This window comes from Pedobacter rhodius (genome assembly GCF_027213645.1).
In the GTDB taxonomy this organism is placed as follows: Bacteria; Bacteroidota; Bacteroidia; order Sphingobacteriales; family Sphingobacteriaceae; genus Pedobacter; species Pedobacter rhodius.
On sequence record NZ_JAPWGL010000002.1, the window covers coordinates 1,019,671 to 1,035,742 of the forward strand.

General features: G+C 36.8%; 18 protein-coding genes. 10 read left to right on the plus strand and 8 right to left on the minus strand.

All coding sequences use genetic code 11. The features are described from left to right. Positions 1-4 precede the first annotated feature (4 nt). Positions 5-1,252: a serine hydrolase domain-containing protein gene (locus O0931_RS09680; protein WP_269415355.1), complete on the plus strand. Its 1,248-nt coding sequence runs from the start codon at positions 5-7 to the stop codon at positions 1,250-1,252. Between the two features lie 60 nt (positions 1,253-1,312). On the opposite strand, the gene O0931_RS09685 is transcribed toward O0931_RS09680, so the two are convergent. Continuing rightward, the gene (locus tag O0931_RS09685) at positions 1,313-1,663 is read right to left on the minus strand and encodes a 4Fe-4S dicluster domain-containing protein (RefSeq protein ID WP_269415356.1); all 351 of its coding nucleotides are present in this window, start codon (positions 1,661-1,663) and stop codon (positions 1,313-1,315) included. Positions 1,664-1,742: 79 nt separating this feature from the next. On the opposite strand from O0931_RS09685, the gene O0931_RS09690 reads away from it, so the two are divergent. The 6 genes from O0931_RS09690 to dnaJ all read left to right on the plus strand — a co-directional run bounded on the left by O0931_RS09690 (position 1,743) and on the right by dnaJ (position 7,749). Next, positions 1,743-2,756 (plus strand): acyl-CoA reductase, encoded by a 1,014-nt coding sequence (locus O0931_RS09690; RefSeq protein WP_269415357.1) that lies wholly within the window; start codon positions 1,743-1,745, stop codon positions 2,754-2,756. 65 nt (positions 2,757-2,821) lie between these two features. Beyond that, on the plus strand, positions 2,822-4,726 hold the full coding sequence (locus O0931_RS09695; RefSeq protein ID WP_269415358.1) for a T9SS type B sorting domain-containing protein: 1,905 nt from the start codon (positions 2,822-2,824) through the stop codon (positions 4,724-4,726). Positions 4,727-4,772: 46 nt separating this feature from the next. Continuing rightward, positions 4,773-4,976, plus strand: coding sequence for a fructose-6-phosphate aldolase (locus O0931_RS09700; protein WP_269415359.1), 204 nt, complete (start codon positions 4,773-4,775; stop codon positions 4,974-4,976). A 1-nt stretch (position 4,977) separates the two neighbouring features. After that, on the plus strand, positions 4,978-5,661 hold the full coding sequence (locus O0931_RS09705; RefSeq protein ID WP_269415360.1) for a cell division ATP-binding protein FtsE: 684 nt from the start codon (positions 4,978-4,980) through the stop codon (positions 5,659-5,661). A 206-nt stretch (positions 5,662-5,867) separates the two neighbouring features. Next, on the plus strand, positions 5,868-6,449 hold the full coding sequence (locus tag O0931_RS09710; RefSeq protein ID WP_269415361.1) for a nucleotide exchange factor GrpE: 582 nt from the start codon (positions 5,868-5,870) through the stop codon (positions 6,447-6,449). 142 nt (positions 6,450-6,591) lie between these two features. After that, a complete protein-coding gene (gene dnaJ / locus O0931_RS09715) occupies positions 6,592-7,749 on the plus strand; it encodes a molecular chaperone DnaJ (RefSeq protein ID WP_269415362.1) in 1,158 nt (385 codons plus the stop codon). 112 nt (positions 7,750-7,861) lie between these two features. Here dnaJ and O0931_RS09720 read toward each other — a convergent pair whose 3' ends face one another. Next, positions 7,862-8,815, minus strand: coding sequence for a DUF3829 domain-containing protein (locus tag O0931_RS09720; protein WP_269415363.1), 954 nt, complete (start codon positions 8,813-8,815; stop codon positions 7,862-7,864). A 237-nt stretch (positions 8,816-9,052) separates the two neighbouring features. Between O0931_RS09720 and O0931_RS09725 the strand changes: the two genes are divergently transcribed. The 3 genes from O0931_RS09725 to O0931_RS09735 all read left to right on the plus strand — a co-directional run bounded on the left by O0931_RS09725 (position 9,053) and on the right by O0931_RS09735 (position 12,276). After that, positions 9,053-9,949, plus strand: coding sequence for an ABC transporter ATP-binding protein (locus O0931_RS09725; protein ID WP_269415364.1), 897 nt, complete (start codon positions 9,053-9,055; stop codon positions 9,947-9,949). A gap of 3 nt (positions 9,950-9,952) precedes the next feature. Then, on the plus strand, positions 9,953-11,293 hold the full coding sequence (locus O0931_RS09730) for an ABC transporter permease (RefSeq protein ID WP_269415365.1): 1,341 nt from the start codon (positions 9,953-9,955) through the stop codon (positions 11,291-11,293). A gap of 68 nt (positions 11,294-11,361) precedes the next feature. Next, positions 11,362-12,276, plus strand: a complete 915-nt coding sequence (locus O0931_RS09735; protein ID WP_269415366.1) for a Ppx/GppA phosphatase family protein — start codon at positions 11,362-11,364, stop codon at positions 12,274-12,276. Between the two features lie 479 nt (positions 12,277-12,755). Here the strand turns inward: O0931_RS09735 and O0931_RS09740 are convergent, their stop codons facing one another. The 6 genes from O0931_RS09740 to O0931_RS09765 form a co-directional block, all read right to left on the minus strand. Further along, entirely contained in the window at positions 12,756-13,325 is a 570-nt protein-coding gene (locus tag O0931_RS09740; RefSeq protein WP_269415367.1) for a Maf family protein, read from the minus strand. A 77-nt stretch (positions 13,326-13,402) separates the two neighbouring features. After that, positions 13,403-13,789, minus strand: coding sequence for a DUF4890 domain-containing protein (locus O0931_RS09745; RefSeq protein WP_269415368.1), 387 nt, complete (start codon positions 13,787-13,789; stop codon positions 13,403-13,405). Positions 13,790-13,962: 173 nt separating this feature from the next. Beyond that, complete coding sequence (locus O0931_RS09750) at positions 13,963-14,526, minus strand: KdsC family phosphatase (RefSeq protein WP_269415369.1); 564 nt, start codon at positions 14,524-14,526, stop codon at positions 13,963-13,965. Positions 14,527-14,562: 36 nt separating this feature from the next. Next, positions 14,563-14,805 (minus strand): Fe-S cluster assembly protein IscX, encoded by a 243-nt coding sequence (gene iscX / locus O0931_RS09755; protein WP_269415370.1) that lies wholly within the window; start codon positions 14,803-14,805, stop codon positions 14,563-14,565. Positions 14,806-14,932: 127 nt separating this feature from the next. After that, a complete protein-coding gene (locus tag O0931_RS09760) occupies positions 14,933-15,265 on the minus strand; it encodes a 2Fe-2S iron-sulfur cluster-binding protein (RefSeq protein ID WP_269415371.1) in 333 nt (110 codons plus the stop codon). Positions 15,266-15,304: 39 nt separating this feature from the next. Then, entirely contained in the window at positions 15,305-16,069 is a 765-nt protein-coding gene (locus O0931_RS09765; RefSeq protein WP_269415372.1) for a Rossmann-like and DUF2520 domain-containing protein, read from the minus strand. Positions 16,070-16,072: the final 3 nt, after the last annotated feature.

The window sequence follows — 16,072 nt, forward strand, 5'->3', positions numbered from 1 at the left end:
TTAGATGAAAAGAATAATCTACGTTTCGCTCTTTGTTGTTTTATTTATTTCAAATTCTGTAGCTGCGCAATCCAGGATACAACAGGTTTCTACTGTTGAATTATCAAAAATTGACAATTTATTTAAGCAGTACATTAGTAAAGGTTGGATAAAAGGAATTACTGCAAATATTGCCGTAGATGGAAAAACAGTTTACAACAAAGCATTTGGCAATAATTTAAACCGGCCATTCAAAACAGATGATATTTTAAGAATTGCCTCGCAAACCAAAGCGGTGACCTGTACTGCAGTAATGATTTTGTTTGATGAAGGAAAATTCAAACTTGATGATCCAATTTCAAAATACATCCAGGCTTTTAAAAACCCGAAGGTATTAGATAAGTTTAATCCTGCAGATTCGAGCTACACCACAAAACCTGCAAATCATGAAGTAACGATTCGCGAGTTGTTAACCCATACCTCTGGTTTAGGCTATGCTCAAATCGGCTCACCCGAAATGAATGCAATATATGCCAAAGCGGGCATTGAAGCTGGCTTTGTTACCCATAAGAAACTATTAGAAACTGAAATAAACAAATTAGCTAAATTACCATTGGCAACTCAGCCAGGCGAACGATGGCAATATAGTTTAGGTATGGATGTTTTAGGAAGGCTTGTTGAAGTTACTTCGGGTTTAGATTTAAATAATTTTTTTAAGGAAAGGATTTTTCAACCTTTGGGTATGAATGATACCTATTTTGCACTTCCAAAGGAGAAGGTGAGTAGACTGGCAACTGTTTATACTGAAGACCCAAAATCACACATCGTTAAACCCTGGAAAGATGGTACATTTCCCGGTGCAACTATAAATTATCCTACAAATGGCAATGGTTATTTCGCTGGTGGAGCGGGATTGGTCTCTACATCGAAAGATTATGGGATTTTTTTACAAATGCTTTTAAACGGTGGCATTTACAAGGGAAAACGAATACTTTCTGAAGAAAGTGTATCACTAATGACCAGCAATCAAATTGGCAGCATAGCTTTTACTGATAATACTTTCGGATTGGGTTTTGAAGTTGTTACTGAAAAGGGAAGTAAAAAATCCGGGCAAAGTATCGGTACATATAGCTGGGGCGGTTTTTTTGGTTCTAATTATTGGGTCGATCCAAAAAAGAAAATTGTTGCACAGATATATGTTCAGCAATGGCCTTTTTCACATGGCGAAATCGCTGATAAGTTTAAATCAATAATCTATAATGCCGTTAAATAAAAAAGTTCCATATTTCTATGGAACTTATATTTTATAAATTTAAAACCGTAATTCTAAAATCTAATTCTCCTGGTGTAACCAGGCTTTCTTCGCCAATAATTCTTCTTCGGTTTCGCGGATATCTTCGTCATCTACGCAACAATCTACCGGACAAACCGCAGCACACTGAGGCTCATCATGAAATCCTTTACACTCTGTACACTTATCGGATACAATGTAATAAACCTCGTCAGAAACTGCTTCCTGCGCTGCATCAGCTTCAATTTGTTGATTACCAAAATCTATAACGCCTTCTAAATTTGTACCATCAGAAAAACGCCATGCAGTACCGGCATCATAAATTGCATTATTCGGGCATTCTGGTTCGCAAGCCCCACAATTTATACACTCATCTGTTATTTTAATTGCCATGTCTTCGTCTAATTCTTTTGCTTAGTTTACCTTTGCAGCTGCAAATATAAGATATAATCAATTAATAATAATTCTAAATATGTCAGTTTTAACTCAGGAAAAAGTAATTATTGCCTTTAAAAATTTAGGAAAATTTCTTGCCGGCGCTACTGATACTTTAGAAAGCACCATATATGCGGCACAAAACGCCAATGCATGGTTCACACCGGAAAATATAAAAAAGTCTATCACCTCTTTTTCGGAGATGCTTAATGAAACTGATATTGATACCTGGTTTCAAACCATTAATTTTAGTTCATCACCAAAGAAAATCGGATTAATATTGGCCGGAAACATCCCCATGGTTGGCTTGCACGATGTTTTAAGTGTACTTGCAACAGGAAATATAGCGCTGATAAAGTTATCTTCATCTGATGACAAACTGATTAAAACAATACTTGCACAACTAATTGTTATCGAGCCAACCTTTCAAGATCGGATAGAATATGTGGAGCGTTTAAAAGATTTCGACGCTGTTATCGCTACCGGAAGTAATAACTCATCAAGATATTTTGACTATTACTTCAGCAAAGTACCGAACATCATCCGGAAAAATAGAAATAGCGTGGCCGTTTTAGATGGTTCAGAATCATTTGAAGATATACAGAATTTAGGCGCTGATATTTTTGATTATTTTGGTTTAGGCTGTAGAAATGTATCTAAAATTTACTTTCCTGAGGGTTATGACATTGCTGAATTTTATGAAGGGATTGAAACTTATCAGCCAATAATCAACCATTTTAAATACAACAATAATTACGATTACAACAAGTCAATTTATCTGGTAAATGCGGCAAAGCATTTTGATAACGGATTTTTATTACTCAAACAAGACGAAAGCCTGACATCACCCCTGGCCGTTCTTTTTTACGAAGAATATGCAAACATAACCCATGTTGAAGAAAAGCTAAATGAAAAGGCGGATCAGATCCAGTGTGTGATAACAAAAATTCCTTTAAAAATTAAAACATTTAAATTTGGCGAAAGCCAGCATCCGAAACTTTGGGATTATGCGGATAATGTAAATACTATAGAGTTTTTAAATAGTTTATAACTTAATCAGGCGCATTACGCAATTCAGTTTTTTATTGAGATATTGCATTAAATTGTTTCATCCGGATGCGCCATCAAATTAAGGCTTTACAGCTTTTACTTTTATTACTAACATCAATTACTTTATCGGCACAGCAGGTTTGCACAGGCGCATTGGGCGATCCGGTAATCAATATTGATTTCGGCTCAGGAAATACCAATTTCAGTACACCCCTGAGCGCTAATACAACAAATTACAGGTTTATTGCCGGTACGCCGGGCGATGGTGATTATACAATTGCCAAAAACACTAATGGCATGCGACCAGGTTGGCATCAGGTTACAAACCATACTTCGGGCGAACTGAATGGTTACATGATGGTTGTTAATGCATCAAATACGCCTGGTATTTTTTACCAAACTGCTATTCCTAACTTATGTCCCGGAACAACCTACGAATTTGCAGCATGGATTATTAACCTGCTAAATTATTCAGGTATAAAACCCAATATTACGTTCTCTATAGAAACCAGTGCCGGTACTGTTTTAAAAACATACAACACAGGCGATATCCCTGATGGATCATCGCCGAATTGGGTGCAATATGCAACAACCTTTACAACAACCGGGCAAACAGATTTAATTTTAAAAATAACAAACAATGGTCCGGGCGGAAATGGCAATGACATCGCCCTAGATGACATTACTTTCAGGGCATGCGGGCCAATCATTACGCCCTCAATAAATAATGGGTCTGCAAACATTTCTGTTTGTGAAGGCACAACAGGCAGTTACAATTTAAGCGCTGATGTTTCTGCCGGTTATGCCGATCCGGTTTTTCAATGGCAGGTATATACAGGAACAAGCTGGACGGATATACCCGGCCAAAATTCAAAGCAAACGACAGTAAACTTAAACAATGCAGCGAAAGGAACTTATCAATACCGCTTAGTTGCGGCAGAAAAGCAAAATATCGGTTCGATAAATTGCAGAGTTGCATCCAGCCCTTTAATAATCACGGTAAACGCAAAGCCAAATACCCTGGCCAGCAATAACGGACCGGTTTGTATAGGCGCAAATATTCAGCTTTCAGCAAATGAAGGTACAACATTCACCTGGACTGGTCCGAATGGCTTCACCTCTACTGATAAATCACCCTTAATTAACAATGCGCAGTTAAATATGTCAGGTGTATATACCGTAACAGCAACGCTAAATGGCTGCACAAATACGGCTTCTACAACGGTGCAGGTATTAGATCCGGTTGAGGCCTCAACAAGTTTCAATTCGGTTAGTACTTGCGAGAGCAGTCCCGTTCAATTATTTGCTTCTGGCGGAACCACTTATAAATGGTTACCGGTTGATGGTCTGTCGGACCCAAATATATCAAACCCGCTTGCTTCGCCAAAAGAGTCGACTACCTATACAGTGACCGTATCTAATGGTGCCTGTTCAGCAACAGCTACAGTAGCTGTTAACATTATAAAAAATGCCGTAGCAGATGCCGGTACAGATTTTAAAATTTTAAATGGACGATCTGTTACGCTAAATGGAAAAGTTACCGGAGATAATGTTACCTATTTCTGGACACCTGTCGATTATTTAGATGACCCGACAAAACTAAATCCGATAGCTAATCCGCCTTTTGATATTACGTATACTTTACATGCTGAATCAAATTCAGGTTGCTTAAGCAGTACTGATGATGTTTTTGTAAAAGTATATCCAAAAATCGTTATCCCAAATTCTTTTACACCGAATGGCGACGGTGTTAACGACACCTGGATTATTCCGGCTACGGATGCCTTTCCAAATACAAAAGTCAGAATCGTAAACAGAACCGGCAGTTTGCTGTATCAAAGCAATGGCATTTATAATCCATGGGATGGAAAATTTGAAGGAAAGGATTTACCCGTTGGCACTTATTATTATACGATTTATTTTAACGAAGATTTTGAAGTGTTTTCCGGATGGGTTTTCTTAACGCGATAATCTTTTGCCTTTCAGCTTTCAGCTTAAATAGCTATTTTTGGGCACAATGTACATCATTAAAGTAAAAGGCATCGCCAAAATTCCCGATTATGTTCAGCTTAGAGATGACAAGTTTACACTACTTGCCTATTTCAGAGTAGACAGACCAGATAAATCTCTTGATAAATTGGGTTTGGGCGATAAGCTTGACTATATAATGCAAATGGTAAAAGATTTGCCTTTCGGGCAGATTGCTAAATTAGAAATATAAAATGGCAGAAAACGCAGTAATTCATTTAAGCAATGTTGATGTTTTTCAACAAAAACACCTCGTACTCTCAAATGTAAAACTACATATAGAAAAAGGTGAGTTTGTTTTTTTAATTGGTCAAACCGGTTCAGGTAAAAGCAGTTTGCTTAAAATTTTATATGGCGATTTACATATTGGAAGTGGTAACGGAAACATAGCCGGCTTCGATTTAAAAGATTTAAAAGAAACCCAGGTTCCTTTCTTACGTCGTAAACTGGGGGTTGTTTTTCAGGATTTCCAGTTACTTACCGACCGTACAATTGAAAAAAACCTGGAGTTCGTTTTAAAAGCAACGGGCTGGAAAGATGAAAATCTGATTAACGAACGCATTAAAGATGTGCTGGATAAAGTTGGCTTACGTTCCAAAATCAAGAAAATGCCCCACGAAATATCGGGTGGCGAACAGCAGCGTATTGTTATAGCAAGGGCCCTGCTTAACGACCCTGAAATTATTCTTGCAGATGAACCAACAGGAAATTTAGACCCGGAAACATCAGAAGAAATTGTAACGCTGCTAAAACAAATCAGCCAGAATGGTACTGCAGTTTTGATGGCCACGCACGATTACCACATCATCCGGACATTCCCATCACGTATCATCAAATGCGAAAGTGGCATTGTACACGAGGATGCACAAATCATATAACGAATTACGATTTTAGACTTACGATTTTAAATTTCAATATACCTAATCTAACTTCCTCCATTTCTGCCAAAATCGTAAATCAACAATCGACAATCATACATCCGCTGTCAAACTGTTCAGATTATGTTAGTTAAATCTGCCAGCTTGGCTGATTTAAATTTATGGCAAAATAGTTGAGATGACCACCCAAAAATCAGCATAATATTATGTTTAATAAGAAGAAAAATAACGATACAGAAGAAAATATAATGAGTACTGAAAATCCATCAGAAAATGCTACACCGGAAAATGTAGAAAATGCTGATGCTCAAGAAGCGACCGAACAAGTTGAAACGCAAACTGCAGAAGAGAAATTGCAGGCTGAAGTTCAACAACTTAACGATAAATATTTGCGTTTATATGCAGAGTTTGATAATTACAAACGCCGTACCCAGAAAGAACGTGTAGAATTATTACAAACGGCCGGTAAAGATGTAATTGTTTCCTTATTACCTGTTTTAGATGATTTCGACAGGGCATTAAAAGCAATGGAAACGGCTACTGATGTTACACCGGTTAAAGAAGGTATTTTATTGGTTAGCACGAAATTAAAAAATACCCTTGCTCAAAAAGGGCTTAAAGATGTAGAGAGTATCAATAAAGATTTCGATACAGATTTTCACGAAGCCATTACTAATATTCCTGCCCCAAGTGATGAACTTAAGGGAAAAGTAATCGATGAAGTAGAAAAAGGTTACACCTTAAACGATAATGTTATCCGTTTCGCGAAGGTTGTAGTGGGCGCTTAAGAGTTGAAAGGCTATAAATTTAAAATGTTGGAACTTCCAAACTGATGCTGATTTTATAGCAATAATAAGAACTGAGTGTTTGTTTTGCCTTTGAACTTTAAAACGTTCCGATTTTCAAACATTTCAATGTTTATAAACAAAGATGAGTAAAAGAGACTATTATGATGTGTTAGGCGTTACCAAAAGCGCCCCTGCCGACGAGATAAAGAAAGCTTATCGTAAGATGGCTATTAAATATCACCCGGATAAAAATCCTGGAGACAAAGTTGCCGAAGACAAGTTTAAAGAGGCTGCCGAAGCTTATGAAGTATTAAGTAATCCTGAAAAAAAACAGCGTTACGATCAGTTTGGTCATGCAGGTGTAGGTAGTAGTGCTTCAGGCGGTTACGGCGGAAATATGAACATGGATGATATCTTCAGCAATTTCGGAGATATTTTTGGTGGTCATAATCCTTTCGAAAGCTTTTTTGGTGGCGGCGGCGGTCAGCAACGCGGCGGACGCCGTGTAGCTAAAGGTTCTAACCTTCGTATAAAAGTTAAATTAACACTGGAAGAAATTGCGCACGGGGCGGAAAAAAAGATTAAGGTTAATAAACTTATTTCCTGTAAAACCTGTGATGGAACCGGTGCTAAAGATAAATCATCGGTAAGCACTTGTGGTACCTGTGGTGGCAGCGGACAGGTTCGCCGGGTTACAAATACCATTTTAGGTCAGATGCAAACGGCATCTACCTGCCCTACCTGTAACGGTAGCGGACAACAAATTACGGCTAAGTGTACCATTTGCCATGGCGACGGTGTTGTTCGCGGCGAAGAAACAATTACCATAAATATTCCTGCAGGCGTAAGTGAAGGTATGCAGCTAAGCATGAGCGGTAAGGGAAATTCGGCTCCAAATGGTGGCGTTCCGGGAGATTTAATCATTCTCATAGAAGAGATACCTCACGAAACTTTAAAACGCGAAGGCAACAATATTGTTTACGATTTGCATTTAAGTTTCGTTGATGCGGCTTTAGGCATGAGCATTGAAGTACCAACAATTGACGGAAAGGCAAAAATTAAAATCGATCCGGGTACACAAAGCGGAAAACTTTTGCGCTTAAAAGGAAAAGGCTTACCTGAAGTAAATTCCTATCACAGAGGGGATGAAATTATTCATTTAAATGTTTGGACGCCTAAGGCCTTAAGCAGCGAAGAACGCAGCATTTTAGAAAAATTACGGGATTCGGCAAACTTTAAGCCACAACCGGGTAAAAATGAAAAAAGCTTTTTCGATAGAATGAAAGAGTATTTCGAATAAATATTTAAAATAAAAACCGATGTGAAAGCATCGGTTTTTCTGTTTCTGCTATAGAATTTTAATTAAGCCCATTATTATTTTCACGCGAAAGAATGTGATGAAAATAAGCTGACTAATTAACAAAAGTATTATAGGCACTACGCATGTAATCCTGATTTCTAAACAAATTTTCTTCATCATCTTTTGAAATTTTACCTGAGGCCGATGCATTCCTCATGATTTTACGGGCTTCAATTAAATATTCATTAAAGCTGTCGTTAAACCTTTTGAAAGCAGAGTCCTTACCAGGATAATCTTTGGCATCAGGCGCATCCATTTCAGTATGTTTTTTATTTTGCTCAACAAGCTTATCATACGCAGTTTTAATCTTAGATTCAGCAGCTTTGTAGTCATCTGCACTGCCCGTAATTAATTTATTAAATTCCTGTACAGCTTTCCTGTCATCTTTCAATGCAAAGATGTAATCTTTTAAGGGATGCGATTTTAAGATAATACGCTCGGCATCATCACCAATCGCTTCCAAACGAATTAAAATTTTATCATCATAGGTATAGTATTTTTTACTCATGTTATAAATAGAATCAACCAACTGTTTCCCCTTAACACTTTTATCATCTTTAAAATCTTCTGCTCTTATATAACTATCCAGCGATTCGTAAGTTTTCTGGATCTTTTCAATAGTCTCTTTTAATCCAATCACATTTTCTTTAAAAAACTTCTGGTCATCACTGTTTAATGCCGATGGCGGTGTTTCCGGTTTAATCTTAGACAGGTTAAAAGTTGGTGTCATAAACGGTGTTGTAGCAGATGCGAAAGCAAAAGGGTCTGTTGGATTTTCAAGTCCTTTATCAATGATATTTAAACTACGCTCCATACTTTTTAAATAACTGTTATTGTTATCTGAATACTTAACCAGTACATTATTGTATTCAATAATATCATTAGCTTCCTCTTTATTGGCTTCCGCATATTCAGTTGCAGATTCATCATCCTTTTTATCCTTGTGTTTACAAGAGGCGAAAGCTATAGCAAAAGCTATGGCGATTAATTTAATTGATAGTTTCATCTTTTAATTTTACGTTAATAATAGCTGATTCAAATGCAAAACAAATAAGCTTGTAACAAGATTAAAGGAAAATGGTTTGGAAATTAAAATAATAGACTGACTGCAAGCTATTTGCCTGTAAAAAACAACAGATTACTGTTTTGAAAACGGCTTAACTCATAGCCATGTGCATGGGATTCTTTTAAAATTTATGTAACCTTTTCTGTATTTTGTGTACTAATAAACAAAACTTTAACTATGCTAAGTGTAAGAAATATTGTGAAACAATATGCAGGTCATCGTGCACTCGATGACGTTAGCCTCGAAGTTGAACAGGGAAAGATTTTTGGTCTTCTCGGGCCTAATGGCGCAGGCAAAACCTCACTAATCAGAATTATAACGCAAATTACTGCGCCCGATAGCGGAGAAGTTATTTTTAATGGTCAAAAACTTAATTCTAATCACATCAATCAGATTGGCTACTTACCTGAGGAACGCGGCTTATATAAAAAAATGGAAATTGGCGAACAGGTTTTGTATTTAGCTAAGCTTAAAGGATTGAGTACTGCAGAAGCCACAAAACGGATAAAATATTGGTTTGATAAACTCAATATCGGCAGCTGGTGGAATAAGAAGGTAGAAGATTTAAGTAAAGGAATGCAGCAAAAAGTACAATTTCTAGCCACTATAATTCACAATCCCGAATTAATTATCCTTGATGAACCATTCTCTGGATTTGACCCGGTAAATGCAGATTTAATTAAAAATGAAATCCTGGAATTAAATGCAAAAGGCACAACCTTTATTTTTTCTACGCACAGAATGGAAAGCGTTGAAGAACTTTGTGATAATATTGCACTGATAGATAAATCTAAAAAGATTTTGGATGGTGCTGTCGTTGATATAAAAGCATCATACCGAAATAACACCTATCGTATTGAATTTAATGGTGATGATAATTTTGATAACAGTAATTTATTTGATGTATTGGAGAAAAGCGACGTAAAGGATGGTAAATGTATAAAGTTTAAGCTCAAAGGAAATTATACGGCGAACGATGCATTGGCATACATGATTTCTAAAGTTAACATAAATCACTTTGCCGAAGTAATTCCAAGCATGAATGATATTTTTATTGAACATGTTAAAAGATAGGTTATGAATAAGATTTTACTAATCATAAAAAGAGAATATTTATCAAGGGTTAAGAAGAAATCATTCCTGATTATGACTTTTTTAACCCCCTTAATTATCGCCGGATTTTATGGATTGATAATTTACTTTTCCATTAAGGGCATTAATGACAAAACCGATAAAGTTGCCGTTATCAATGAAAATAAAACCTTAACAGAAAAACTGGCATCGAACAAAAATGTAACCTATGAATATGTCGATAAATCATTCGAAAATTTAAAGAAAAATTTAAATAAGAGTGATTATGACTACATTTTATACCTGCCTGATTTTAATATAGACAAACCAGAAGGCATCGAACTAATTGGCACAAAACAAGCCGGCTTAACGCTGGATGGAAGAATTTCCGACTCGATTGAAGATTTAATCCGCGATTATAAACTTAAGAAATCGGGCATCTCGCAAACAGATTTGGATAACCTTAAAAGTAAGGTAAGTATTCTCACGAAAAAAATAGGCAATACAGGCAAGGAGGAAAACAGCAGTGCAGGCGCAAGTACCATTATTGCTTTTGTAGCGGGCGTACTCATGTTTATGTTTATAATGCTTTATGGCGTACAGGTAATGCGTGGTGTAATCGAAGAAAAAACGAGCAGGATTATAGAAATTATGATTTCATCAGTTAAGCCATTCCAGCTGATGATGGGAAAAATTATTGGTATTGCAATGGTTGGTTTAACACAGTTTTTATTGTGGATTATACTCACATTTTCGATTTCAGCGTTAGCCGTCAGCATTTTCGTGAGTAAAGAAGATGCAAAGAAAATTGTTGCATCAAGTTCGCAGGTTACCGGTACAAATCCGGGGACCCAGCAATTTCAGGCAGCCGCCAGGAGTGATAGCCCTTTTGGAAACGTACAAAAAAGTCTTGAAAACCTCGATTTAGGTAAAATTATAGCGGTTTTTGTGTTTTACTTTTTAGGTGGCTACCTTTTCTATAGTGCATTGTACGCCGCTATTGGCTCTGCGGTAGACAGTGAAACGGAAACCCAGCAATTTATGATGCCCGTAATGATGCCGTTGCTTTTAGGTTATGCGCTATCGTTAAGCGTTGTTACCAACGATCCTTATGGTAACGTGGCATTCTGGCTTTCGATGATTCCCTTTACTGCGCCTATCGCCATGGTAGTTCGTTTGCCTTATGGCGTACCGGGCTGGGAACTGGCCTTATCAATGGCCATCTTAATTATAGGTTTTATCGGAACGGTTTGGTTTGCCGCAAGAATTTATCGTGTAGGTATCTTAATGTATGGTAAAAAGGCTAGTTTTAAAGAAATGGTGAAATGGTTTTGGTATAAAGGCTAATTCAAATAGATTGATAAAATCTGTAGGCCATTTAAAATTTACCCCGATATTTATTCAAAAAAATCAATATGCGTGTTGCTGTTATCGATTTAGGCACAAATACTTTTCATCTGCTTATTGCTGAACCGAAGGGTAAAGATTTTGAAATCCTTTATAAAACAAATGTTCCGGTAAAACTTGGGGAAGGGCGGATAAACGATAATTTAATTATTCCCGTAGCTTTCGAAAGAGGCATTTCTACTTTAAAGGACTTCAGGAAAACAATTGAAGAGTATCAGGTTGATAAAGTGCGGGCAACTGCTACCTCTGCAGTTCGAAGTGCAGAAAATGGAAAAGATTTTGTTTTGGCAGCTAAAGAACAGGCAAACATTCAGATTGAAATTATAACCGGCGATGAAGAAGCTTCTTCAATTTACGAAGGTGTTAAGTTAAGTGGCGCCATCAACGATTTATCGCTGATTATGGATATTGGCGGGGGAAGTGTCGAATTTATTCTATGTGATACAGAAAAATTAATCTGGAAGAAAAGCTATAATATCGGGGCAGCACGTTTAATGCAGCAATTTTTTAAATCAGACCCAATTGCAGATGATGAAAAACATGCTATCCTAAACCACATTCAAAACCAGCTTACAGATTTATTTGAGATTTGTGAGCAGCATCAGCCTGAAGTATTGATAGGTTCTGCAGGTGCCTTTGAAACTTTTGCAGAATTAATTATAAAGAAGAAGCATCAATCTATAGATATTGCTTTAGCAAAAACTTATTCGTTTAATTTTAATGAATATATTGAAACGACCTTAAAATTAATTAATGCTACGCATGATGAAAGAGCCGAAATGCCCGGAATGATTCCTTTGCGCATTGATATGAGTGTGATAGCTGCCCTTATCACGAACTATATAATGGGCAGACTGAAAATCAATAAATTAATTCTATCTACTTACGATTTAAAAATGGGAGTGTTATCGGCTTTATTGTAATATATAAGTTAATTGAATAAGATTGCTTCGTCGTTCCTCCTCGCAAGGACGACCTTTCGAGAACGTATTGCAAACTGAAGTATAGGATTGTGCATTGGAGTGAAGCCCGCCTGCGGTCAATGTCATTGAGTTACTTATCTTTATGTCAGTCTAAGAACTAATTTATTTCATAAAAATCAATATAAATGACATCGTCATTTCGAGCGAAGCCGGGAAATCTTTGTATGTAAAAAAATCAAATTCAAAGATCTCTCCATTTCGCTGCGCTTCAGTCGAGATGACGACTTTTTTTGGATCTGTCAATGATAGCCTGTGAAGACCTTTTTGTAATCAAAAACAAAAAATATTTGTCCTTCGACAAGCTTAGGATGATAATTATTTTTTTTGTTATCTCCTTAACTTAATTACATTGCGCCTGCGTTGGAGTGAAGCAATCTATTTTATAACATACCAATTTAATAATCAAAATCAGGTTATTTCTAAGCCTTAGTCAGTCTCAATAGTTCCTTATAAAGTTTTTCCGTAGGCAAACCCATTACGTTTGTATAAGAACCATTAATCTTCTCAACCACTACAATTCCCCACCAATCCTGTACGCCATAGCTGCCTGCTTTATCATAGGGCTTGTAATTATCGATGTAAAAGTCAATTTCAGCGGACGTAACTGATTTGCAGGTTACTTCGGTAACGTCATAGAATGAATGAATTTTATCGCCCTTAACAAGGGTCACCCCTGTATAAACTTCATGTTTAGAACCCGATAATTTCTTTAACATCTCCTGTGCATGGCCCCTGTGTTCAGGTTTACCTAAAATTTCTCCATTTAAGGCAACTATTGTGTCGGCTGTAATTACAATTTCATCTTCAGCTTTAAATGCTTTAGCTTTTTTTTCGGAGATGTAAACCGCAATTTCTGCAGGACTTAATCCTTCGGGATAACTTTCATCAATGTCTTTTAATTCAACTTTAAAATTTAAGCCCATCAATTGTAAAAGTTCCTGGCGGCGGGGAGATTTAGAGGCAAGTATAATTGGGGTATTCTGAAGCATTTAAATATAATTTTCCGCTAAAATAACAAAAGCGGCTTGAAGCCGCTTTTGTTATTTTATTTATTTTAAAAAATGAATTATTGGCCACCACCCTGCATACGGGCTTCCATTGCTTTTTTACGTTCTTCAAGTAAAGCCTTGAAAGCTGGTTTTTGTTCAGCAGTTAAAACAGCATCAATTTTAGTGTTGGTTTCATCGTTCATTTTTGTCATTTTCTCTCTCATGCCCGACATATCGCCACCAGCTGCTTCTCTTGCTTTAGCCATTTCAGCACCCTGAGCCGTGTAAATAGCCAAAACTTTTGTTTTTTGTTCATCGCTAAGCTTTAATTTTTCAGCCAGCATATCGGTACTTCTTTTTGCTCTTTCCTCTGGCGTACCGCCCATACGTCCGCCACCTTGCTGCGCATTTGCATAAGTTATTACTGAGAATAACAAAGCACAAATCATCATTAATTTTTTCATGTTTTTTGTTTTTTTGTTTCGAACAATTAAATGCTCAATTTTTGGTTGAATTTTAGACTGGTTTGAATACAAAAAAAGTTAAAAGTTTAATTACGCTATGTAACTTAACCGTTGCAATCAGTATAATCATTACAACCTGTTAAGTAAAAGCAAATTATTCAAAAATTTATAGCTTATTTGCCGGAATCGGCAGCGATTGGATTTTCATCATGCCATTTGCCCTGAATTTTCATCACTTTCTCAATGACATCTCGAACGGCTGTTTTACCGCCATTATAAGGGGAAATGAATTTAGAGATAGCTTTAATCTCCTCAACGGCATCGGCGGGGCAAGTTGGTAAACCAACCAGTTTCATTACTTTTAAATCAGGAATGTCATCGCCCATGTAAAGTACTTCTTCTGCGGTAATGCTTTTATCAGAAAGGAATTTATTAAAAATCTCTACTTTATCTCCCGCAGCTAAAAAAACATCTTTAATGCCGAGATTAAAGAATCTTTTTCGCATTGCTATGCCATCTCCTCCCGAAATTATACATACGTTATAGCCACGTTTTACGGCTAATTGCATCGCATAACCATCTTTGATATTAAAAGTACGAAGCGATTGTCCGTTATCAGTTACCTGAACAGAACCATCTGTTAAAACACCGTCGACATCAAAAATGAAGGTAGTTATTATCCCTAAATCCCCTAAAGGGGACTTTTTCCAACCATAGCTTGTGCTAGCATGCTCCATGTTTTCTTATGTAAACTCCCATTTAGGGGTTGGGGGTTATTGATTATCTCTCCATTCATACACCCAGGCAGATTGAATTTGTTCCAAATGCCCTTCGCTACTTTCTTCGCGGGTTCCTTTAAAGTTCGGCAACTCCAACACCCACTCTAATAAATCCGTAAAACGGATACGGTATATTTTAGTTTCACCAAATTCATCGCCAAACTTTTCATACAATGACATTGCAATATCTTCGTAATCGTTCCAGTAAAAGGGTAAGGCAAATTTATCGTTATTCATGTTTTTGTTATTGTTAAACTGTTGAATTGGTTAATTGTTAAATCGGTTAATCGGATAAAGACTTTTGAGTTAAAGGCTTAATTAATGCCTCTATTTCTTCGAACTCCCGACTAAAGACTCCTGACTTTTAATGGCCCATAAAATCTGATTGATCAGGAATGGTTACTTCGATATCGCCATTGATAACCACACACTGACAACCTAACCGGGATGTAATTCTTGGGCGTACTGCCCTATCGATAAAATCTTCTTCTTTATCAGAAATTTCTTCGATATTATCCATACCCTTAGTTACGTAAACATGGCAGGTACTGCAGCCGCAAACACCACCGCAGTTGTGTTGTAATTCGATTCCGTTATCAAGACAAACATCTAAAACAGATTCTCCGGCAGCAATAGGCAATTCTACTGATTCGTGATCTGCTTCTTCAAAATTTATTTTAAGTTTAAAAATGCTCATAATATTCTGCAAAAGTAATAAGCAAAAGCGGCAATTGTACTATTTATGTACTAATTTAATGCTGTTGCTTAATGTTTGATAAATTTCCTGCAATTCAGGCAGGTCTGCAAGCATTGTTAAATGCTTATTTATGGTACTTTCATCATTCCTGAACGCAGGGCCGGTTTGCACATTTTCCGGCAAATCGACCATTGCCTTATCGGCAGTTTCGGCTATTAAAGGTCTGATGATATCGAAATTCAAATCATTTTTTGTCAGGATTTGATTTGATAAAGCATATAAGTGATTGGTAAAGTTACAGGCAAAAACCGCAGCAAGGTGTAATACTTTTCTTTTCGCCCCATCTACTTCATGTACATTACTGCTGAGCTTTTTTGCTAATCGGTTTAAAACTTCAAGTTGACTATCGTCAGAAGCCTCTAAACAAAGTGGAATCGTTTTAAAATTAACTTCCTTACTTTTTGAAAAGGTTTGCAAAGGATAAAAAACACCTGTATTTTTAATAAATTCAGAAAGAACCTTTACATCTGTTGTACCCGATGTATGAACAACTAAGCCTTCTGCAGCTGCCAAATGGCTGGCCACCTCGCTGATTGCATCATCCTTAACCGCAATAATGTATAAATCTGCTTTATGGTTAATATCCGAAAAGCTGCTTATCGGTTCGGCATTTACCTTTTCGGCAAGTGTAATGGCATTTGTTAAATCCCGGCTAAAAACCTGCACAATATTTTCACCCGCTGCTTTTAATGCAATGGCTAAATGTGTAGCAACATTTCCGGAACCTAATAAAACAATATTCATTTC